Here is a 20,766-nt window from a genome sequence, read left to right on the forward strand (position 1 = left end):
TTTCGAGGGTCAGCATGGCGGCCCGGGGGTCGGACATCACTGCGCTCTCGGTGATTTCAAAGGTAACCCCTTCCAGTGACGGAAACGCCTGTTCCACCTCCGCTGCCAGCGAGGTATCGGTCAGATCGAGTGCGGACAGGTTAATGGCCACGCCGTGGTCCAGTCCCTGCAGGCGCCACTGGCGCTGGTCGACGGCGATCCGGTTCAGGATAAAGCGGGTCAGCTTGCCGATCTGCCCGGTGCGCTCGGCCAGCAGGATGAATTCGTCCGGCGAAATAAACCCGAGGGTCGGATGCTGCCAGCGGGCCAGTGCCTCCACCTGTACAAAGTGGCCGTCAGCCAACCGCACTTTCGGCTGGTAGTAGATATCCAGCCCGCCTTCAGCCAGGGCATGCTGAAGGTCCTGGCTCAGAGTCAGCTCCCTGAGGTGCAGTTCATCGCCGCCGGGTTGATAGGTGGCTATATGATCGTCATTGCGCTCGGCCTGATCCATCACCAGATTAAAACGTCGCCGCACCTCATCCATGGTGCCGGCGTGATCCGGGATCACCAGCGCACCCACGGCTACCTGAAGATGAATGGGGGTATCGTCGATGATGCCCTGAGCTTCCATCTGATCGCGGATACTGGCCAACAGCGGGTCCGGCGTGTCGGTGGTCCGGGGCTGAATCAACAGGCTGAATTCGGCGCCACTGGTGCGGGCGATGACCTCGGCATGGTCTGGCAGGGTAGCCTGCAGTCGGTTTGCCACCAGGTTCAGCACCTGATCGCCGAAACGCATGCCCAGGGTATCGTTAAGCGCCTTGAAGCGGGTCAGCCGGATGCCGATCAGCCACACAGAGCCGGGCTCCGCCAGGGCCGGTGCCACTCTGTCCATGACTGCCTTGCGGTTATAAAGGCCGGTCAGTTCATCATGGATAGCATTAAAACGGATACGTTCTTCCCGATCGCGAATTTTTTTCTGCATGGTGTCCAGCGACAGGTGCAGGGTGGTCAACTCCCGGGTGGGCGGTACCAAAGGCGTCTGCGGCTGGCGGCCCTCGCCAATATCCGCTGCGAACCTGGCCAGTTCGAGCACTGGCCGGCCCAGTGCCCGGGCGGTGAACAGCACGACCAGAGCCGCCAGCGCCAGCGCCAGCAGAACGATCAGCAGCAGTCCGGTGACGCGTTGCCAGTAGCTGGCCAGGGCCTGATCGCGATTGATCAGCAGCAGCGCCCGTACCGGGTTGTCCGGTGCGTCGGTGAGGTTTACCGAGCGCACAAAATAGCGCTCGGTCTCCAGCAAAGAGGCGTCGGGACTGGCGTCAGCCAATTGGTCGGCCACTGAAGTGAGGTCGTCGTCTCTGGAACTGGTGGTCAGCACGCTTGCAGTGCCCTGTTCAACCAGCTTGAACACCACCTCGGTTCCTGTCAGTTCGCTCAGAGTGCTGGCAAAAGCCTGATCCAGCACGAACCCGGCGGCCAGCCAGGCCCGCAAACCGGCCGCCCGTATCGGAACCATGAACATCTGATAGGCGTTATCCTGAAGACTGGTCACCTGAGCCGCCATACCCTGGTTTCGGGCCATCGCCAGCAGCCCGGGAAATGGCTGACCTGACAACGGCATGTCCAGGCCCAGAGCGATGATCGGGCTGCCGTTGTCTTCAAGAATCATGGCCACATCGGCACCGGCCCGGCCGGAGTGGTTTTCCAGTACACTGGCAATGGTTGCCTCATCGCCTGAGGCAATGGCAGAGCGAAAGCCAAAATCGTCCACCAGAACCTGCAGGCTGGCAATCAACACCTCACTGCGCCGGTCCATGATTTCCACGGTCACCCGTTCGGCCACGTCCAGGCTGTCTGCGGCCCGTTGCTTTTCGTCCTGCAGCAGATAGATCATGAACACCAGCAGCAGAGCCAGCCCGGTCATCAGCACAACCGACATCATGGCCATCAGCAAGCGACCGCGGAAACCCATTCGGGCAAAAGCCACCATTAAAGATCCCGGAATCGCTGTTGCAGTCGGTCAAGGGAGCCAGACGGCTCCGGTACCGCTGCTACCGACAGGGCAAACGCAACTCTGCCGTCATTGGCCGAATCAACAGTCACGGTCTGCAGGTCGCGGTTGTCTTCCAGACGCGGGTGCCAGACCCTTAATTGCAGGGGGAACCCGGTGTCGTCCGGGATCGTGAGACGGGCCTGGCCCCCGGCGTCGGACACGGCCTGGAAGGCAGAGTCGGTAATCACCACAAAGGCCTGCATCTGATCGTGAATATTACAGCCCAGCTCCACCACGCCGGTGGTTCCGAACACCACCGGGGCTTCCGGTTGTCCGGCGTAAAGTTCCAGCTCAAAGGTCCTGGCGGGTGAGAAGGAATAAACGTGGTGCTGGGTATTATCAAGGTTGGGAAACTCTACCCCGGTACCTGTGCGGATCACCAGCACATGGGGATCAAACTGACGGTTCTGTTGCGTCATCCGGGCAGCTTCAGTGACTTGTACGGAGGAGGCACCCGCCGCTTCCAGCACGATAACGGTGTTTTCCAGGGGCTGGCCGGAGGCATCCGTTACCTGGATGCTCAGTTCCTTTCCATGAAGACCGACCGGGGCCGCTGCAATACTGCAGATCAGGGCCTGTAATAGTGTCATAGTCGATTAACCTGAAATTAATGGTCTGGGAGCAGGGTAAACCGAATATGGTTCCGGGTCAGCAGGTTATTCCAATAATCGTGCATCCAGGCAAGGGCCTCCTTGCGCAGTTCTTCCACGAACGGGTCAAGGTTGAGTTCGTAATAATCCGGAGACCCGGCAATGTGCAGCATGGTAAGCACAATGGACTCATCAAGCTCGTTGGCAAAGGGTTCCCCGATCAGCTGGTGCGCCAGAAGGTTGGCCCGGGTAGCTTCGGCATCCACTACCTGGCTGCTGCGGGTGTAGTAGTTGTTCTCGTACATTTCTTCCATCAGCCGGTGGCACAGATAGGCCTTCACCAACAGGCCATCAAGGCCGTCGTAGCGGGCCAGTATCACTGACGGCTGGGTGAAATAATGGGTGGCAGCCTCGATAAACGGCTCGAACAGCTGTGCTTTGCCGGATTTGTGGGCGCAGTCGGTGACACACTGGATCAGCCTTGGCGCCATTTCGATGTATTCGAGGGCAAACTGAAACAGGCAGGTGGCTGGCTGATAGCCCCGCACAGTGACGCTGGCAGGCAGCGCAGCGGCCTTCAGTCTCATCTGGCGGAGAAACTCTCCGGAGCGGGCTTCCTGTCGCCGGGCCAGGTCGATGATATTCAATACTGCCTCTGGGGTCATGTCTGACAATGCCGGTCTCACTGCAGGTCTGGGGCGCCAAGCCGAGGAAGCGCCCATGTTTGCAAGTGTAGTTGAGATTTTCGGGAGTGCGTCTGCGATTGCCAATCACTCCTGTGATGGAATGCTCAGTCATCAGAAATAGATAAATACCCCGCCTGCTGAACATTATATTCTATTTGGCTATAAGCATATACCCAATAAGTTGCATGAATTGAACGCAAGGTTTTGGGACTTGAGGTCTGAACTGTCTATACTGCGTGCTGGTTATCCGTGAATAGTCTTCCCCTAACTCCTGTCGGGTTACGTGTGCGAGCGTAGTCTGGCGTCCGGAAAGGAAGACAGGCTTCCCCCTGGGGGAGTGTCACGCAGATCCGTACGTATACAAGGCCAGCCGTGGGGAGACGGTATTAATGGCCTGTTTCTGTTTTGAACAAGAACAACTCTCTGTGGAGACACGGTATGCACGTGCACGTTAAACGGGCAGGTGCCCTTATTGCAGGAACCTTGTTAGCCAGTCCGGCGTTCGCCAACTGGCAAATGAACATGGTTCCGGGGGTCACCCAAACCAGTAACGAAATTTTCAGCCTACACATGACCATCCTGTGGATATGCGTCGCCATCGGCGTGGTCGTATTCGGGATCATGTTCTGGTCGATTTTTGCCCATCGTAAATCGAAAGGTTTCAAGCCCGCCAATTTCCATGAGAACACCACTGTTGAGGTTCTCTGGACGATCGTTCCTCTCGTCATACTGGTGGTCATGGCCATCCCGGCCACGGCAACACTGGTCGATATGTACGACACCTCGGAAGCAGACGTAGACATCAAGGTCACCGGTTATCAATGGCGCTGGCAGTATGAGTACATTGACGACGGGTTTGGCTTTTTCTCCAACATGTCGACCAGTCGGGACGAGATCTACAACCGCGCAGATAAAAGTGAGAACTATCTGCTCGACGTAGATAACCCCATGGTAATACCGGTCGGCAAGAAGGTGCGTTTGCTGCTGACAGCCAATGACGTTATCCACTCCTGGTGGATTCCGGAGTTTGGCGTCAAGAAAGACGCGATCCCCGGGTTTATCAACGAAACCTGGACCAGAGTCGATGAGCCCGGCATTTATCGTGGCCAGTGCACCGAATTGTGCGGCAAGGATCACGGTTTCATGCCCATTGTTGTAAAAGTTCTGCCCCAGGATGAGTACGATGAGTGGGTGGCTGAACAGGTGGCGTTTGCCGAGCGTGAGCGTGAGCTCACCGAGAAAGACTGGACGCTGGACGAGCTGATGGAGCGTGGCGAGGGTGTTTATGCCTCCTACTGCGCAGCCTGTCATATGCCGGACGGTTCAGGCAGTCCGCCAACCTTCCCGTCCCTGCGTGGAACTCCGATGGTGCTTGAGGACATTGAAGGTCACATCGACATTGTGGTCAACGGTTCACGGGGTACTGCCATGCAGGCCTTTGGTGGCCAGCTGAACGAGGCCGATCTGGCAGCGGTTATTACCTACGAGCGAAATGCCTGGGGTAACAACACCGGTGACGTGGTCACGCCCAAGCAGATTTTTGATTACAAGAACCAGTGATGTCCCATGGGCAGCTCCACAAGGGGCTGTCGGTGGAACCTTTGCCAGATAACAAACATCGCCAGCAAAACAAACGCAGGCAAACGGGGGTTTTTTCATGAGTGCGGTCGCTGATACCCACGCCCAGGACCATCACCACGGTCCCGCCAAGGGCATTTCGCGGTGGCTTCTCACCACCAACCATAAGGATATCGGGTCCATGTACCTGATATTCAGTTTCGCCATGTTCCTGCTCGGGGGCACCATGGCCATGGTGATCCGGGCCGAGCTGTTCCAGCCCGGGCTGCAGATCGTCGAGCCGGAATTTTTCAATCAGATGACCACCATGCATGGTCTCATCATGGTGTTCGGTGCGGTCATGCCGGCCTTCGTTGGCCTCGCCAACTGGATGTTGCCGTTGATGGTAGGTGCGCCCGATATGGCCCTGCCGCGGATGAACAACTGGAGCTTCTGGCTGCTGCCGGCGGCGTTCCTGATGCTGGTTTCAACCCTGTTCATGCAGGGCGGTGCACCCAACTTCGGCTGGACCTTCTATGCGCCCCTGTCAACGACGTACGGGCCGCCAAGCACCACCTTCTTTATCTTTGCCGTCCACATCATGGGTGTGTCATCCATCATGGGTGCCATCAACGTGATCGCTACGATTCTGAACATGCGGGCACCGGGCATGACCCTGATGAAAATGCCGATGTTTGTCTGGACCTGGCTGATCACCGCTTTCCTGCTGATTGCGGTTATGCCGGTGCTGGCGGGCGTGGTCACCATGATGCTGATGGATATCCACTTCGGCACCAGCTTCTTCGATGCGGCCGGCGGTGGTGATCCTGTGCTGTTCCAGCACGTGTTCTGGTTCTTCGGTCACCCCGAGGTATACATCATGATTCTGCCGGCGTTTGGTGTGGTTTCACACATCATTCCCGCGTTTGCCCGCAAGCAGTTGTTCGGTTATGCCTCAATGGTGTATGCAGTCGGCGCCATTGCGCTGTTGTCCTTTGTGGTCTGGGCTCACCACATGTTTACTGTGGGCATTCCCGTCGCCGGCCAGCTGTTCTTCATGTACGCCACCATGCTGATTGCCATACCCACCGGGGTCAAGGTGTTCAACTGGGTGGCTACCATGTTCCGGGGTTCCATGACGTTCGAGGCACCGATGCTGTTCTCGATCGCCTTCGTCATTCTGTTCACCATCGGCGGCTTCTCCGGCCTGATGCTGGCCATCGCTCCGGCGGACTTCCAGTACCATGACACCTACTTTGTGGTTGCGCACTTCCACTATGTGCTGGTACCGGGTGCCATCTTTGGTATCTTCGCCGCGGCCTACTACTGGTTGCCCAAGTGGACCGGCTATATGTACGACGAGACCCTGGCCAAGACCCATTTCTGGCTGTCGTTTGTCGGTATGAACCTGGCATTCTTCCCGATGCATTTCCTCGGTCTGGCCGGTATGCCACGACGGATTCCGGATTACGCACTGCAGTTTGCGGACTTCAACATGATCTCCAGTATCGGTGCCTTCATGTTCGGCGCTACCCAGCTGCTGTTCCTGTTGATCGTGGTCAAGTGCGCCAGGGGTTCCGGCGAAAAAGCGGCTGCCAAGCCCTGGGACGGTGCTGAAGGTCTGGAATGGGATGTGCCCTCACCGGCGCCTTACCATACCTTTGCCACACCGCCAGAAATCAAATAATCGGATTACGCGGAGGTAGAGCGCCATGACACAGTCGAAACGATCGAACGCCGGAGTTGTTGGATGGTGCCTTGCGGGTGTCATCGGGATGTTTGGCTTCGGCTTTGCCATGGTGCCGCTGTACGAGGTGTTCTGCGAAATCACGGGTATCAACGGCAAGACCGGCGCTCGTTATGAGTCCACGGTACCGCTGGAGCGGGATGAGAACCGACTGGTGACCATCCAGTTCGTTGCCCAGAACGGCAAGGATATGCCCTGGAAGTTTCACCCGGAAGTACGCAGTCTTGAGGTACATCCGGGTGAATCCATCGTGATGAACTACATCGCAGAAAATCCGACCGATCAGGCCATGGTGGGGCAGGCTGTGCCCAGCCTGTCGCCGTCTATCGGTACTCAGTACTTCCACAAAACCGAATGTTTCTGTTTTACCCAGCAAAAGCTGGAGGCAGGTGAGCGGGTGGAAATGCCGGTGGTGTTTATCGTGGACAGGGATCTTCCTGAACACGTCAGCACTCTGACGCTTTCCTACACCCTTTACGATCAGAAGATCAGCGTGTCCACTGCCGAAAAAGTGACAAAAACAAACGATAACGGATAAGCCATCGGAGATTGACATGGCGGCACAGCAAACATATTACGTACCCGAGCAGAGCAAGTGGCCAATTGTGGCTACAGTAGGTCTCTTCACAACCCTGTACGGGGTTGCCTCGATCATGGTGAACGGGTCCCAGGGTGAGTCCACTACGGGCGCCTGGTTCATGTTCATGGTGGGTGGCCTGATCATGGCTTACATGCTCTTCGGGTGGTTCGGCGCAGTCATTCGTGAGAGTCGTGAAGGCCTCTACAGCGCCCAGATGGACCGTTCGTTCCGTTGGGGTATGAGCTGGTTCATTTTTTCAGAAGTGATGTTCTTTGCGGCCTTTTTCGGCGCTCTGTTCTACGCCCGCACGTTCGCCATTCCCTGGCTTGGTGGCGAAGGTGACCGGGGTTCCAGTAACATGCTCTGGGAAGGCTTTCAGGCCACCTGGCCTCTGTTGAATACACCTGATCCCAGTTTGTACCCGGCGCCCAAGGAAATTATCAATCCCTGGACCCTGCCGCTGCTCAATACCATCCTGCTGGTAACCTCGTCGTTCACTGCGACGCTGGCTCACCACGCCATGAAAGAAGACAATCGTCCGAAGGTTCAACTCTGGCTGGCGGTAACCATTGCCCTGGCACTGGTGTTCGTTTGCGTTCAGGGTTATGAATACGTTCACGCCTACCGGGACCTGGACCTGACCCTGCAGTCCGGTATCTACGGCAGCACCTTCTTCATGCTGACCGGCTTCCACGGTGCCCACGTTATACTGGGTACCCTGATGCTGGTCATCATGCTGCTGCGGATCCGGAAGGGACACTTCACCGGCGACAACCACTTCGGCTTCGAGGCGACCTGCTGGTACTGGCACTTTGTCGACGTGGTCTGGCTGGGTCTGTTTGTATTCGTGTACGTAATCTGACGGGAAATATTGGCAACAGGCTGTGGTCAGGGACCGTAGGGGGTAGGATTCAGATCTATCCCTCCCTGCCACAGCGCCAACAGCAAGACTGCAAGAAGCGCTATGCTCAGCCCGACCCGCACCGCAAGTGAGTTCATTACCCGACGCTTGTCACCGCCGTCCTTGATCAGAAAGACGAGACCGCTGAACAGGCTGATCAATACGGCCAGCAGAAGAACTACTATGAGAATTTTCAGCAACATGACTCCGGCTCCGGTTACGTGGCGGACAAGCCGTGACTATAACAGAGCATGACCGGGACTGAACCCCGCAATCGCCGTCATTGGGTGTTCGACTGGCGGCTGATGTTGTTCTCGGGCTTTTTCCTGCCGCTGGTGCTGGGGCTTGGATTCTGGCAGCTGGAACGGGGTGGCGAGAAACAGCAGCTGCTGGAACAATGGCAGCAGGCCGCTGAATCCCGGAGTTGGGATGATCTGGAGAGCTCGGGCCTGGAGCCGGGTCAGCCAGTCGTTGTGAGTGGTTTGTACAGTGATTACAGCTGGTTGCTCGACAACCGCACGCGGGACGGTGTGCCCGGATACGAAGTGCTGACCCTGTTCTATCCCGATTCAGGGTCGCCGGTACTGGTAAACCGGGGCTGGATTGCCGGCACTCGCCAGAGAGCTGAACTGCCGGTTTTTCCGACGCCCGATAGTCCGGTGCTGTTGACGGCAAGAGTGAGCGAGTATCCGGTGCCTCCGGTGCTGTCTGATCTGGACGGCGACGGCCAATCTGGATGGCCACGACGGGTGCAGAGCTTACCCGCGGAACGGGCCAGAATTCAGGAACCCGGGCTCGCGGCATACATACTGAAACTGGAAGACGCAGGCCAGCCCGGCGCCTTTCGGGCAGACTGGGAACCGGATATGATGGGCGCCCAGACTCACTATGGTTACGCCCTGCAGTGGTTTTCACTGGCGACGGTGCTGATCGTTCTGACCATAATAGCGAGCTATCGAAAGCAGGAGTCGTAAATGACCCGTAGTGCCACAGACACCCCCGAAATCGAGCCGACTCCCGAACAGACCCGTCGGGGTCGTCGCATGGCCCTGCTGTTGTTTGCTGTGGGTTTCGGGCCAATGATTTTTGCTACCGTCATGTATTACACCGGCTGGCTGAATCCGAACGACCACAGCAATAACGGAGTGTTGATTAACCCACCGGTATCGGTCACCGGGTTCAATCTGCTGGGCGCCAATAACCGGCCGCTGGAAGAGCGTTTTGGTCCGGAACATGAGGACGCCCGCTGGATGCTGCTGGTCAGCGCCGGAACCTGTGACAGCGACTGCGAGCAACTGCTTTACCTCGCTCGTCAGGTCAATATTGCCCTTGGCAAGAACGCCAGCCGCATGTCTCGTGCAGCCTGGCTTGAAGCAGTTCCGGAGAGTCTGGAGCAAAGATGGCCTGCGGAGTACACCGCGATGGAGCGCCTGAGCCAGAAAGATAATGCACGCACAGTCTGGCCTGAGGGCGTCGATCCCCGGAAGGAGCCCAGAATCCTGCTGGTGGACCCGTTCGGCAATGTGATGATGCATTACGGTAAAGAACACACCGGCAAACAAATACTGGGCGATCTGAAACATCTTCTAAGGCTGTCACAGATCGGTTAGCAGCTTTTTTGTTGAGGAAGTGATAGTGGAACAACAAAAACGAGTCGAATCCAGTGCCCACAGAACCATGGCCAAGTGGTCGCTGTTGGCAACGTTGCTTACTGTGGTGGTCATCATGCTGGGTGCCTGGACGCGCCTGGTGGATGCGGGCCTGGGCTGCCCGGATTGGCCTGGATGTTACGGTTTTCTGGCGGTGCCCCAGAGCGAAACCAGTATTGCGCTTGCCAATGAACGCTTCCCGGAGACACCGGTTGAGGTGGAAAAGGGCTGGCCGGAAATGATTCATCGTTATGCGGCAGGTACCCTCGGACTGGTGGTGTTCGGTATCGCAGCCTACGCAATTCGCCACCGGCGCGAGGGTATTCCTGTGAAACTCCCGATGTTTATTGCGGCCTTTGTGGTCTTGCAGGCAGCATTCGGGATGTGGACGGTTACCCTGAAACTGTGGCCCCAGGTTGTCGCCCTGCATCTGCTGGGCGGTTTTACCACAATCACCCTGCTGACCTTGCTGACCCTTCGTTTACGGGCCCTGCGATTACGCTTTGACGAAATGCGCGAGGCCGCGCTTGCGAAATTGCGGCCGTTCCTGGTGGTTGGTTTGCTGCTGGTGATATTTCAGATCGCCCTGGGTGCCTGGACCGCGTCAAACTACGCCGCTGTTGCCTGTCCTGATCTTCCGGCCTGTCAGGGCGAATGGTGGCCCGCGGACATGGACTTCGTGCATGGCTTTGACATTTTTCAGTCTGTTGGCCCCAATTACCTCGGCGGTCAGCTTACTGCAGACGGCCGGGTAGCCATTCACATGACCCATCGTATTGGTGCTATCGCGGTTCTGGTTTACTTTACCCTGTTGCTTGCGGCATTCTGGCGTCACACAAAGCGAACACCACTGCAGGGAATGGTGCTTCTGACGTCGGCAGCACTGGCCGTTCAGATTGCGTTGGGCCTGATAAACGTTGCCTTCCACATACCTTTGTACGTCGCCATCGCCCACAACGCCATGGGGGCCGGTCTGTTATTGACCGTAGTTCACATGATGTGGCGGATTCATGGATTTTCAGCCGTTACCGCAACGGCTGTTCCCACTATAAAAACAAATCGTGAGGTCGCTTTATGAGCGAGCAGATTTCCAAGCCTCTGGTTACCGAACCATCGGTAGACAAGACTGTATCCTGGGGCGATTTTCTGGAGCTGACCAAGCCCCGTGTAGTTGCCCTGATGATTCTCACCTCTGTCATCGGCATGTTGCTCGCTACCCCCGGGTTGCCAGGGTGGGAAGTCGTGGTTTATGGCAATCTGGGTATTGCCTTGCTGGCCGGTGCGGCGGCCGTGGTGAATCATGTGGTGGACCACAAGATCGACACCGTGATGGCACGCACCCGTAAGCGCCCGGTAGCCACCGGGCGGGTTACTTCTGTGGACGCCCTGCTGTTCGCCACCATTCTGGGCCTGACCGGTATGCTGGTGCTGTTCTGGCAGGTGAATGCCCTGACCGCCTGGCTGACCTTCGCCTCGCTGGTGGGCTATGCCGGTGTCTATACCCTGTTCCTGAAGCGGGCTACTCCGCAGAATATCGTCATTGGCGGTATTGCCGGTGCCATGCCGCCGTTGCTGGGATGGACCGCAGTCACCGGCCAGGTAGATGGCCACGCCCTGTTGCTGGTACTGATTATCTTTGCCTGGACACCGCCTCACTTCTGGGCGTTGGCGATCCACCGCAAGGAAGAGTACGCCAAGGCCGGTATCCCGATGCTGCCAGTCACCCACGGCAACCGTTATACCGAACTGCACATTCTGCTGTACACCCTGATGCTGCTGGCCGTCACCCTGCTACCATTTGCCACAGGTATGTCTGGCATGATTTATCTGGTGGGTGCCATGGTTCTTGGTTTACGCTTCCTGCAATACGCCGTGCGCCTGTTGCGTGGCGATGACCGCCGAGTGGCACTGGCAACTTTCAAGTATTCCATTACTTACCTGATGGCACTGTTTGTGTTGTTGTTGGTCGATCACTTCGTCTATTTCTGACACTGCCAGACCTGACCGGAGATTATATGGACCGCTCGATACGCCGAACCCTGATCATTCTGCTACTGGTGGTAGCCATGGTGTTCGGGATAGTGGTCGGGCGCCAGATGCTCTCCGATCCGACTGCTGAAGCGGTGCCGGCACCAGACCTGAGTGAACTCAATACCTACGTATACAGCGAGGCACGTCCGCTGGCAGATTATCGTCTCACCAACGAGAAAGGCGAACCGGCGTCCCGGGACGATCTGCTCGGGCGCTGGACCTTTGCCTTCGTCGGTTACACCTACTGTCCGGATATCTGCCCCGCGACCATGGCCACCTTGCGTCGTACCAGCCGTGAATTTCCATCGGACCTGCCATCACCGGAATTCTTCTTTGTGTCGGCGGATCCGGAACGGGACACCCCGGAAAGGCTCGATGACTACCTGGATTTCTTTGGTGAGAATTTCCACGCGGTGACCGGCGATATTGACGATCTTCGCGAGGTAGCGCGCAGCATAAGCGCCGTATTTGTCCATCGGGATGATGGTGATGGCAATGTTCTGGTGGACCACAGCGGTCATCTGGCGCTACTGAATCCCGAAGGTGAACTGGTAGCGTTGATCCAGCCGCCTCACGAACCGGAAAAGCTGATAAAGGCCTTCCGGGAGATATACCAGTGGGCGAAGGCCAATCACCCGAGAGCCAACTGAGTCTGATAACTGATAATCCCTTACCACCGGTGAAACACTTCTGCTGGTGGGCCACTGTCTCCAACACTGAGGATAAGAACAATGTTGTACATCCGCGCAGTACTGATGGTTAAGCCCGAAGCCCGGGATACGCTCCTGGAAGCGGCAAAAGACTGTATCGCCGCGACTCTGCAGGAGCCCGGTTGTCACGAATACGAACTGCACACCAGTCTCTCTGATCCCAACCGGCTGGTGTTTTTCGAAAAGTGGGACTCCGAGGATTGCCTTGAACCCCATCGCAAGAGCGACCATATGCGCGCTTTCGGCAAGGTCGCTGCCGGCTGCCTGGCTGCGCCCCCCCGTATCGAGTTCATCACGCCCGCCAAGGTGGATGTGAAATAATCGGAGACGTTTGCCGTGCCGCTGTCTCTGGCACCCCGGTCCGAGCCCCGTGAACTGTTCAGCGTGCTTCTTGCAGGCGCCATTCTGTTGCTGGTGGTTCACGGTCTTGGCCGGTTTATCTATACCCCTCTGCTGCCGTATCTGGTCGCCGATGGCCAACTGACCGCCAGTCAGGGGGCGTCTGTTGCGACCTGGAATTATCTGGGCTATCTGATCGGCGCCTTGCTGGCCATACGCTGGTACCGGGTTCATCAGATCCGTCGGATTCTTCCCATCGCCATGGCCATTCATGTGGTCACCACCTTGTTACAGACCCAGATCAGTGCTGTCGAGCCCCTTTCGGCCTTGCGGCTGGCCAATGGCATTGCCAACGGCGCGGTCTTTGTTCAGGTGCCAGCGCTGATTCTGGAATGGCTGATACTGCGCAATCGCTCGTCCCTGAGTGGGCTGGTGTATGTTGGCGTCGGTGTGGGGCTGCTGTTTTCCGCTGGCCTGGTAACGATTCCCGCTGGCTTCCTGTCCGGTGCTGAGCGCTGGTGGCCGGCTGCGCTGTTTTCGATTCCTCTGGCCTGGTGGGCGACGCATCGGCTGATTACCCTGGATCTGCCTCCGGCGCCGCGGCGGGACGATGGCTCGGTGATGGAAAAGGGCAAGTTGCTGGACCGTGCCAGCATTCCGCTGTTTCTCTCTTACGCCGGTGCCGGGCTGGGCTATATCCTGCCCATGACCTTCCTGCCGCTGTTGGCGAAGACCCAGTTACCGCCAGGGCACTGGATGGTTGACGGCTCCTGGGTATTGGTGGCGCTGGCGGCGATTCCGGCACCAATCATCTGGAACGCACTGGGGGCGCGGCTGGGGGATGGTCGTGCCCTTGGTTTGAATTTCTTTATTCAGTTTACCGGTGCGCTGGCGGTGGTGATCTGGCCAAGCCCCATGGGGATTGTGTTGTGCGCGATTCTGGTGGGTGGGACCTTTGCCGGTACGGTGTTGCTTACCCAGCGTCTGGGTCGTGCCCTGCACCCGCACCAGGGGCCCCGTCTGTCGGCGGCAATGGTGGCGCTCTATGCCTTTACCCAGATGGCCGGGCCCTGGCTGACCCGACAGTGGCTGGATGCGGGGGGTACCCTTGTTGGGGCCTTTACCATGGGTGCGGTGGCGTTGGCCTGGGGATTGGTGTTTGCGGTGTTTGTGCCTCGGCCTGTTGACTGGCATCGCCGATCTACCACCTGAGGCATTGACGGTAGGCTGTTCTTCAAACAGAGGCTGAGCCGGGAGTGGGGTTTCCTTTTTTCTTGAAAAAGAACTCGCTGCGCTCAGACACCTTTTTCTGGCGACAAAAGGAAACCCCACCCCCGACTCTTCAGACTTTTGGTGTTTTCTTCATGCTGCCCATTGATGCTGTTCTGCCTCAACTGATGGCGGTTCTTGAGACTCACATAACCGCTTTGCTGCAGGCGCCTCCTGGTGCTGGTAAGACTACCCGTGTGCCCCTTGCCTTGCTGGACGCTTGCTGGCGTCAGAATCGGAAAATCCTGATGTTGGAGCCTCGCCGGCTGGCGGCCCGTTCGGCTGCCCGCTATATGGCCGGGCAGTTGGGTGAGTCCGCCGGTCAGACCGTGGGTTACCGGACCCGGCTCGACACCCGGGTCTCTCCTGCTACGATAATCGAGGTGGTCACCGAGGGCATTCTGACCCGGATGATTCAGCAGGATCCGATGCTGGAAGACTATGCGGTGGTGGTGTTCGATGAGTTTCATGAACGCTCCCTGCAGGCGGATCTGGGGCTGGCGCTGGTGCGGGAGAGTCAGCAGGCGCTAAGGGAGGACCTGCGGGTGCTGGTGATGTCTGCCACCCTGGACACCGGTCCCATTGCCCGTGTTCTGGGTGATGTGCCGGTGATCAGCAGTGAGGGGCGGGCTTACCCGGTGGAGGTGTTCTACCGGCCGCCGGCCCGCCAGCAACGGTTGCCGGATCAGGTGGTGGCCGTCATTCAGGAAGCCTTGTCAGAGCAGACCGGTTCGCTGCTGGTGTTTTTGCCCGGGGCCGGGGAGATCCGTCGGGTCCAGCAGCAGTTGAGTGGTCAGTTACCGGATCATGTTCGGGTGGCAGCGCTTTTTGGCAATCTTTCCTCGCAGCAGCAGGATCAGGCTATCAGTCCCGCGGCTTCCGGCGAGCGCAAGATTGTGCTGGCCACCGCCATTGCTGAAACCAGTCTGACTATTGAGGGCATTCGGGTGGTGGTCGACAGCGACTGGTCACCAGTCGTCTGTCGAAAGCTTCGGCGGAGCAGCGCAAGGGCCGGGCCGGCCGAACGGAACCGGGGGTGTGTTATCGGTTATGGGCGGAATCCGAGCAGTTTGGTCTGGCGGATTACACGCCGCCGGAGATCCGCGAGGCCGATCTGGCTCCTCTGGTACTGGAGCTGGCCCAGTGGGGTGCCCGCAGCGCCGATCAGTTGGCCTGGATAGACCCGCCGCCGCCGGCTCACTGGCAGCAGGCCCGGAACCTGCTGCACCGGCTAGAGGTTCTGGATGCGGACGGGGCCATTACCGATCACGGCAAAGCAGTTCGTGAGCTGGGCATTCATCCCCGGCTGGCCCATATGGTGTTGCGGGGCCGGGAGCTGGGGTTGCCGGAACTGGCGGCGCGGCTGGCGGCCTTGCTGGAGGAGCGGGATCTGCTGGGACCCGGTGCCGGCGCCGATCTGCATCAGCGGGTGTTGGTGCTTGATGCCAATAAAGCGCCACCGGGGGTGGATCCGGCACGGCTTCAGGCTATCAAACGGAGCCTGTCGCGGTTGCGGCCTCCGGGTCCGGTTACCGGCCAGCAAGCAGCTTCGGCTGAAGAAGTGGGGCGTCTGTTAGCCCTTGCTTACCCGGACCGCATTGCCCGGAGACGCTCGGGGGACGCCCCTCGTTATCAGCTCAGCAATGGCCGTGGTGCCGTACTGCGGGAGGATGACTCCCTGGCCCGGCAGGACTGGCTGGTGGCCGCTGAGCTGGACGGCAAGGCCCGTGAAGCGACGATCTGGCTGGCCGCAGCGGTAGCTCCGGCCGATTTCGGGGAGGACCTGCGGCATCTCATCGAAACCCGTGACGAGGCCGAGTGGGATGACCGCCGGGGTATGGTGGTTGCCAGGCGGGTTCGGCGTCTCGGTGAACTGGTGCTGGAGGAAAAGGCCCTGTCACAGGTGGCACCGGAGCTGATCACCCGGGGTTTGCTGAATGCGCTGCGCGACAAGGGCCTGGCAGCACTGCCCTGGACCAACGCCACGCTGCAGTGGCGGGCCCGCGTCCGCTGTCTGGCTGCGGCGTTTCCCGGGGACTGGCCTGAGCTGACCGATGACTGGCTGATGGACCATCTTGACGAATGGCTGGAACCCTTTCTGACCGGCTGCAAGCGTTGGTCCGAAGTGATGAAACTGGATTTGCTGCCGCCGCTGAACGCCTTGCTGAGTTATTCCCAACAAACTGCGTTAAACGAACTGGCCCCGGTACGCCTGGTCATCCCCACCGGTCAGGCCGTCACACTGGACTATTCCGCCGAAAATGGTCCGGTCCTGGCCGCAAAGCTGCAGGCCCTGTTTGGCTGGACCGATACTCCGAAGGTGGCCGGCGGCCGGGTACCTGTGGTGATTCATCTGCTGTCACCGGCGCAGCGGCCACTGGCGGTAACTGCAGATCTGGGGAATTTCTGGCTGAACGTCTACCCGGAAGTCCGCAAGGAAATGCGGGGCCGCTACCCCAAGCACCCCTGGCCGGAAGACCCGTTGCAGGCGGAAGCGAAACAGGGCACCAAAAAGTCAGGACGCTGATGCATGCAGCGTTCACCGACGCCCCGTGGTCAGAGACTGCGCACCACCAAAAGGCATCCGGTGATCAGCAGTACCAGGTAGACTGCCTGCCGGAAACGGTCTTCGTTGAGACGATGGTGCAGGAATTCCCCGGCCATGACGCCGGCCACCAATAGCGGCAGGTACCACACCAGCCGGTGCAGACTGCCGACAAGGCTGCCGTCGTAGAGATAGAGCAGGCTCAGGGTCAGGTTGAGGGTAAACCAGACACTCAGCAGGGTGGCCCGGGTTCTCGCCTTGTCCATGCGGATGCCAGCGAGGGCGTACACCAGCAAGGGACCGCCGGAGGCAAACAGGCCGTGGGTGATACCGGCGCTGAAGGTAAGCGCCCGGCTGGTCAGCTGGCCGTGGGGTGCGGCCACCTTGCCACCGGCCATACGCCAGAGTTCCCTGCCAGCAAACCAGATCACCAGCAGCCCGAACAGCACCTTGAGAAATGCGGCACCGAGCCAGGGGATCAGCAGATATCCGGTCAAAGTGCCGGCCAGCATCAGCGGCAGGATCAGGCTGGTCAGCAGATGCCAGTTAATATGCTGGCGGTGCTTGCAGGTCAGATAACCGCTCATCAGCACGTTCAGGGGTACCAGCACCGGTAGCAGCTCCGGGATGGGCAGCAGCATGGCGCCGAGGGAGAGTGCGATCACGATAGAGCCGAAGCCGGTAATGGCCTCGATGGTGTAGGCCAGCAGGATGAACAGGCCCAGCCACAGCCAAGGATCGGTCATGCCAGCTCTCCGGCGAACTTCCTGCGTACGGCGTTCAGATACAGCCCGGGCGCCAGTCGCCACAGCAGGCTGCCGAATCGTGACACCGGCTCCGGCAGCAGCCAGCGCCGCTTTCGGGTGAGCGCCCGATCGATCATGCGGGCCATGTCCTCAGCGCTGGTCATGGTACCGATAGTGGAGCGGGCGTGATTCGCCTTTTCGCCATCGGCGCCCAGGGCATTGCGTTCAATGGGGGTTTCCAGAAAGCTGGGGTAGACCATCAGGATATGAATGCCCCGGGGCTCCAGTTCCAGCCGCAGCACTTCGAAGAACTGGCTCAAGGCAGCCTTGGCGGCACAATAGCCCGCCCGTCCGGGCACCGGCATCCAGCCCGCCATGGAGCCGATGGTGACGATACTGCCACCACTGGCTTCCAGCAGCGGCAGAGCCAGCTGGGTGAGCTCCACCGGCCCCTGCCAGTCAACCGCCATTATCTTGCGAAAGACCGCCGGGTCGGTTCGGTGGGCGGGGGAGCGATGGGTAATGCCGGCGTTGTTCACCAACAGATCCAGCTGGCCGTATATCTGCGTGGTCTCGCGGATCAGGCGTTCCAGGTCAGAGCGGTGGGTGACGTCCACGGTGACGATGTGGACCCGGGCCGGGTCGTTCAGTGTGGCTTCCCGACCAATCAGGGCTTCGGCATCAATGTCCGCCAGAATCAGGTGGTGACCGGCGCGGTACCAGTGTTGCGCCATGGCCCAGCCGAGGCCACTGGCCGCCCCGGTGATCAGGGTAACAGTCACAGATCGCCCCGCTGCCGCGCCAGGCTGATGAAGTAGTCGAAGGTTTCCGCGGAGGTTTTCTGCAACGAATAACCGAACTCCTCCTTCAGGCGGCGGTTGCTCAGTACCGGCCGGTAGCGCAGGAAATTCACCTGCTCCGGACTGACCGGTTTACCCAGCCATTTGGCCACCTGAAGCCCACCCTTGACCACCGCAGCGGGCAAGGTCAGCAGGGGCTTGTCGAGACGCCTGGCAATCTCGCCAATGGTGAGGGCACCGTCGCCGGCCATGTTGTAACGTCCGGTGCGATCGTCACGGATACCCTGCTCCATGGCCCCGATCACGTCCTGATCCCAGATAAACACGAAGGGTGAATCGCTGCCCCGGATGGCCAGCAATCGCGGTGCGAAAAACAGACTGGTGATCTGGTTGCGGGTTTCGGCGCCCAGCACCGTACCCGGGCGAAAAATCAGTTGCTGCAACTCCGGGTGTTGCTGCCGGTAACTGGCCAGCAGCTCCTCGATCTGGCGTTTGTGGTCGGAATAGGCGAACTCCGGGTTGCCCCGTAACGGGTCGTCTTCGTCAATCCACTCGGGGTTGTCCGGGTGGTAGCCATAGGCGGCACCGGAGCTGGTGACGGTCAGATGCTTTACTTTTGCAGCGACGCAGGCTTCCAGCACATTGCGGGTGCCGTTCACATCGATGTCAAAGTCCCGCTGGCGGTCGGCCGAGGCCTGAAGAATCGACGCCAGATGGATTACATGAGTGATGCGGTATTCCGCCAGGGTGATGACCAGGCTGTTGGCCCGCACGTCCAGTATTTCCAGTGGAAAATCCAGGCCCTCCCGGTGGTTGATGTCGGTGCCGATCACGAAGTAATCCCTGGCCAGCCGGTTGCCCAGCTGGTGGCCGATGTAGCCGGCGGCGCCGGTGATCAGGATGCGCTTTTCTGCGGTCATGGGATCAGTTTCCGGAGTCAGGTGAAGGTGTCACTGGAACAGGTCGTCGGGCCCAGATCTGCGACAGGGTGAGCCCGGACACCAGGTGCCAGACGCCCCAGAAGGCGGTGATCAGCATCATGCCGCCGGCTTCGGGAAAGAAGGTGAACAGTATGACCAGACCCAACCCGGAGTTCTGGATGCCCACCTCCATGGTCACCGCCCGTTGATCTGGCACCGCCAGCTTCATGGCCCTGGCCATGCCATACCCGAGGGCAAGGGCCAGCAGATTATGGCCCACCACCAGCCAGAAGAAGGTATGAAACTTATCCAGGAACAGATCCACATTGTTCATGAAGGCAATGGCTACAAAGCCCAGGAAAATCAGCAGTGACAGGTACCGCAGCGGCTTTTCGCTGCGAACGGCGAGCCGCGGGAAGCGGCCACCGGTCAGCATGCCGAGAATCAGGGGTACGGCCAGCACCAGCAGAACCAGCAGCAGAATGTTGCCCGGTTCCAGGGTGATTTCGGTCAGGTAGGCCCGGGTGTGAGGGTTAAGCCAGCCGTAGAGCGCGAAATTCAGCGGCGTCATTACCGTAGCTGCCAGGCTGGAAACGGCGGTCATGCTGACCGAGACCGCCACGCTGCCCTTGCCCAGCCAGGTCATGATATTGGAGAAACTGCCACCGGGGCAGGAGGCCACCAGAATCATGCCCAGGGCCAGTTGCGGGTCAACCTTCAGGGCCCAGGTGAACAGGCAGGTGGCCAGTGGCAGTAACAGAAACTGGGCAAACAGACCGGCCACTGGCGCCCGGGGGATGGTCAGCACCCGCCTGAAATCCGCCGGTTTCAGGTTCAGGGATACCCCGAACATCATCAGCGCCAGAATGCCGTTGAGGAGGATCAGGCTGGCCGGATCGAACTGTACCGTCAGGGACGACTGCATAACGATTACCCTTGCTGGCCGGTGTTTTCGAGATCCGCAATGTGCTGCGACAGGGCCTTGAGGTAGGCATCCTTGTTTACATAGTAGGCCATGCGGGCCAGCTTGATGTACTGGTAACCGCCGTCCAGGCGCTGGCCGGCGTGGGCTTTCTTCTGTTGCGCCAGACTGCGGGCGGGTTCACTGTTGCGCTGGCGTTCACGAATGAAAAGCGCTGCCAGCCTCGCCTGCTGGTTGCGACCCTCCCAGCCCAGGCCGGTGGCTTCCACCATGCCCATCAGGAACAGGTTGTCGTAATCCGGGTGCAGCATGTTCAGATACAGTTGCGGTGCATCTTCACCGTCTGGCCAGTTCAGGTGCTTTCGGTCAATGAACGGGTAGTCCAGCAGATAGCCCGTGGCCATCAGGATCAGGTCATAGTCGCCCTGCGCGCCATCGGAAAAATGAACGGTATGGCCCTCCACCCGTTCAATACTGCGGCGGGGGTGAAGATCGCCATGACCCAGATGGTGCAGGATCAGTGAGTTGATCACCGGGTGGGACTCGTACATGCGGTAGTCCGGATCCGGCAAGCCGTAGTCGGAGGGCTTGCCCATCACCATGCGAATCAGCAGCGCGTCCAGCCGCTGTTTCAGGGGCCGGGGCAGTTTCAGTTTGCCGCCCAGGGTGTCAATGGGCCGGCCTTTCAGGAATATGGGCAGAAAGTAGTAACCCCGGCGCAGGCTCATATCCACCG

General features: G+C 59.2%; 19 protein-coding genes and 2 pseudogenes. 12 read left to right on the forward strand and 9 right to left on the reverse strand.

What is annotated here, in order from left to right; translation table 11 throughout:
• The 3 genes from AAC035_RS05625 to AAC035_RS05635 all read right to left on the reverse strand — a co-directional run.
• On the reverse strand, positions 1-1,975 hold a 1,975-nt coding region (locus AAC035_RS05625; RefSeq protein WP_339801057.1), incomplete at its 3' end, for an EAL domain-containing protein.
• On the reverse strand, positions 1,975-2,628 hold the full coding sequence (locus AAC035_RS05630) for a methylamine utilization protein (RefSeq protein ID WP_339801059.1): 654 nt from the start codon (positions 2,626-2,628) through the stop codon (positions 1,975-1,977). The genes AAC035_RS05625 and AAC035_RS05630, both read right to left, overlap by 1 nt.
• Before the next feature lie 17 nt (positions 2,629-2,645).
• The gene (locus tag AAC035_RS05635; RefSeq protein WP_339801061.1) at positions 2,646-3,293 is read right to left on the reverse strand and encodes a hypothetical protein; all 648 of its coding nucleotides are present in this window, start codon (positions 3,291-3,293) and stop codon (positions 2,646-2,648) included.
• A gap of 459 nt (positions 3,294-3,752) precedes the next feature.
• Here AAC035_RS05635 and coxB point away from each other — a divergent pair, with 459 nt between their 5' ends.
• From coxB to AAC035_RS05655, 4 genes are all read left to right on the forward strand, one after another.
• The gene (gene coxB / locus AAC035_RS05640) at positions 3,753-4,874 is read left to right on the forward strand and encodes a cytochrome c oxidase subunit II (RefSeq protein ID WP_339801064.1); all 1,122 of its coding nucleotides are present in this window, start codon (positions 3,753-3,755) and stop codon (positions 4,872-4,874) included.
• 97 nt (positions 4,875-4,971) lie between these two features.
• Positions 4,972-6,558, forward strand: a complete 1,587-nt coding sequence (gene ctaD / locus AAC035_RS05645) for a cytochrome c oxidase subunit I (protein WP_339801066.1) — start codon at positions 4,972-4,974, stop codon at positions 6,556-6,558.
• Between the two features lie 25 nt (positions 6,559-6,583).
• Positions 6,584-7,156, forward strand: coding sequence for a cytochrome c oxidase assembly protein (locus tag AAC035_RS05650; protein WP_339801069.1), 573 nt, complete (start codon positions 6,584-6,586; stop codon positions 7,154-7,156).
• 16 nt (positions 7,157-7,172) lie between these two features.
• Positions 7,173-8,060, forward strand: a complete 888-nt coding sequence (locus AAC035_RS05655; protein WP_339801071.1) for a cytochrome c oxidase subunit 3 — start codon at positions 7,173-7,175, stop codon at positions 8,058-8,060.
• Positions 8,061-8,086: 26 nt separating this feature from the next.
• Here the strand turns inward: AAC035_RS05655 and AAC035_RS05660 are convergent, their stop codons facing one another.
• Positions 8,087-8,299: a twin transmembrane helix small protein gene (locus AAC035_RS05660; protein ID WP_339801102.1), complete on the reverse strand. Its 213-nt coding sequence runs from the start codon at positions 8,297-8,299 to the stop codon at positions 8,087-8,089.
• Positions 8,300-8,350: 51 nt separating this feature from the next.
• Here AAC035_RS05660 and AAC035_RS05665 point away from each other — a divergent pair, with 51 nt between their 5' ends.
• The 8 genes and pseudogenes from AAC035_RS05665 (at position 8,351) to hrpB (ending at position 16,624) form a co-directional block, all read left to right on the forward strand.
• Positions 8,351-9,073: an SURF1 family protein gene (locus tag AAC035_RS05665; RefSeq protein WP_339801074.1), complete on the forward strand. Its 723-nt coding sequence runs from the start codon at positions 8,351-8,353 to the stop codon at positions 9,071-9,073.
• Entirely contained in the window at positions 9,074-9,709 is a 636-nt protein-coding gene (locus tag AAC035_RS05670; RefSeq protein ID WP_339801077.1) for a hypothetical protein, read from the forward strand.
• 67 nt (positions 9,710-9,776) lie between these two features.
• Positions 9,777-10,826 carry a COX15/CtaA family protein gene (locus AAC035_RS05675; RefSeq protein WP_339801105.1) on the forward strand — a complete coding sequence of 350 codons (1,050 nt, stop codon included), beginning with the start codon at positions 9,777-9,779 and terminating at the stop codon, positions 10,824-10,826.
• Complete coding sequence (gene cyoE / locus AAC035_RS05680) at positions 10,823-11,737, forward strand: heme o synthase (protein ID WP_339801080.1); 915 nt, start codon at positions 10,823-10,825, stop codon at positions 11,735-11,737. Before AAC035_RS05675 ends, cyoE begins: the two co-directional genes overlap by 4 nt.
• 26 nt (positions 11,738-11,763) lie before the next feature.
• The gene (locus tag AAC035_RS05685) at positions 11,764-12,429 is read left to right on the forward strand and encodes an SCO family protein (RefSeq protein ID WP_339801083.1); all 666 of its coding nucleotides are present in this window, start codon (positions 11,764-11,766) and stop codon (positions 12,427-12,429) included.
• Positions 12,430-12,510: 81 nt separating this feature from the next.
• Positions 12,511-12,810, forward strand: a complete 300-nt coding sequence (locus AAC035_RS05690) for a putative quinol monooxygenase (RefSeq protein WP_339801085.1) — start codon at positions 12,511-12,513, stop codon at positions 12,808-12,810.
• A gap of 15 nt (positions 12,811-12,825) precedes the next feature.
• Positions 12,826-14,040, forward strand: a complete 1,215-nt coding sequence (locus AAC035_RS05695; protein WP_339801087.1) for a YbfB/YjiJ family MFS transporter — start codon at positions 12,826-12,828, stop codon at positions 14,038-14,040.
• Positions 14,041-14,192: 152 nt separating this feature from the next.
• A pseudogene (gene hrpB / locus AAC035_RS05700) lies at positions 14,193-16,624 on the forward strand (ATP-dependent helicase HrpB).
• Positions 16,625-16,653: 29 nt separating this feature from the next.
• Here the strand turns inward: hrpB and AAC035_RS05705 are convergent.
• From AAC035_RS05705 to AAC035_RS05725, 5 genes and pseudogenes are all read right to left on the reverse strand, one after another.
• A complete protein-coding gene (locus AAC035_RS05705; protein ID WP_339801090.1) occupies positions 16,654-17,388 on the reverse strand; it encodes a sulfite exporter TauE/SafE family protein in 735 nt (244 codons plus the stop codon).
• Entirely contained in the window at positions 17,385-18,170 is a 786-nt protein-coding gene (locus tag AAC035_RS05710) for an SDR family oxidoreductase (protein WP_339801094.1), read from the reverse strand. Before AAC035_RS05710 ends, AAC035_RS05705 begins: the two co-directional genes overlap by 4 nt.
• On the reverse strand, positions 18,167-19,108 hold the full coding sequence (locus tag AAC035_RS05715) for an SDR family oxidoreductase (RefSeq protein WP_339801097.1): 942 nt from the start codon (positions 19,106-19,108) through the stop codon (positions 18,167-18,169). Before AAC035_RS05715 ends, AAC035_RS05710 begins: the two co-directional genes overlap by 4 nt.
• Positions 19,109-19,112: 4 nt before the next feature.
• Complete coding sequence (locus tag AAC035_RS05720) at positions 19,113-20,033, reverse strand: bile acid:sodium symporter family protein (RefSeq protein WP_339801099.1); 921 nt, start codon at positions 20,031-20,033, stop codon at positions 19,113-19,115.
• A 5-nt stretch (positions 20,034-20,038) separates the two neighbouring features.
• Positions 20,039-20,766: pseudogene (locus AAC035_RS05725) on the reverse strand (NAD(P)/FAD-dependent oxidoreductase); the annotation flags it as partial.

This window comes from uncultured Marinobacter sp. (assembly GCF_963974375.1).
In the GTDB taxonomy this organism is placed as follows: Bacteria; Pseudomonadota; Gammaproteobacteria; order Pseudomonadales; family Oleiphilaceae; genus Marinobacter.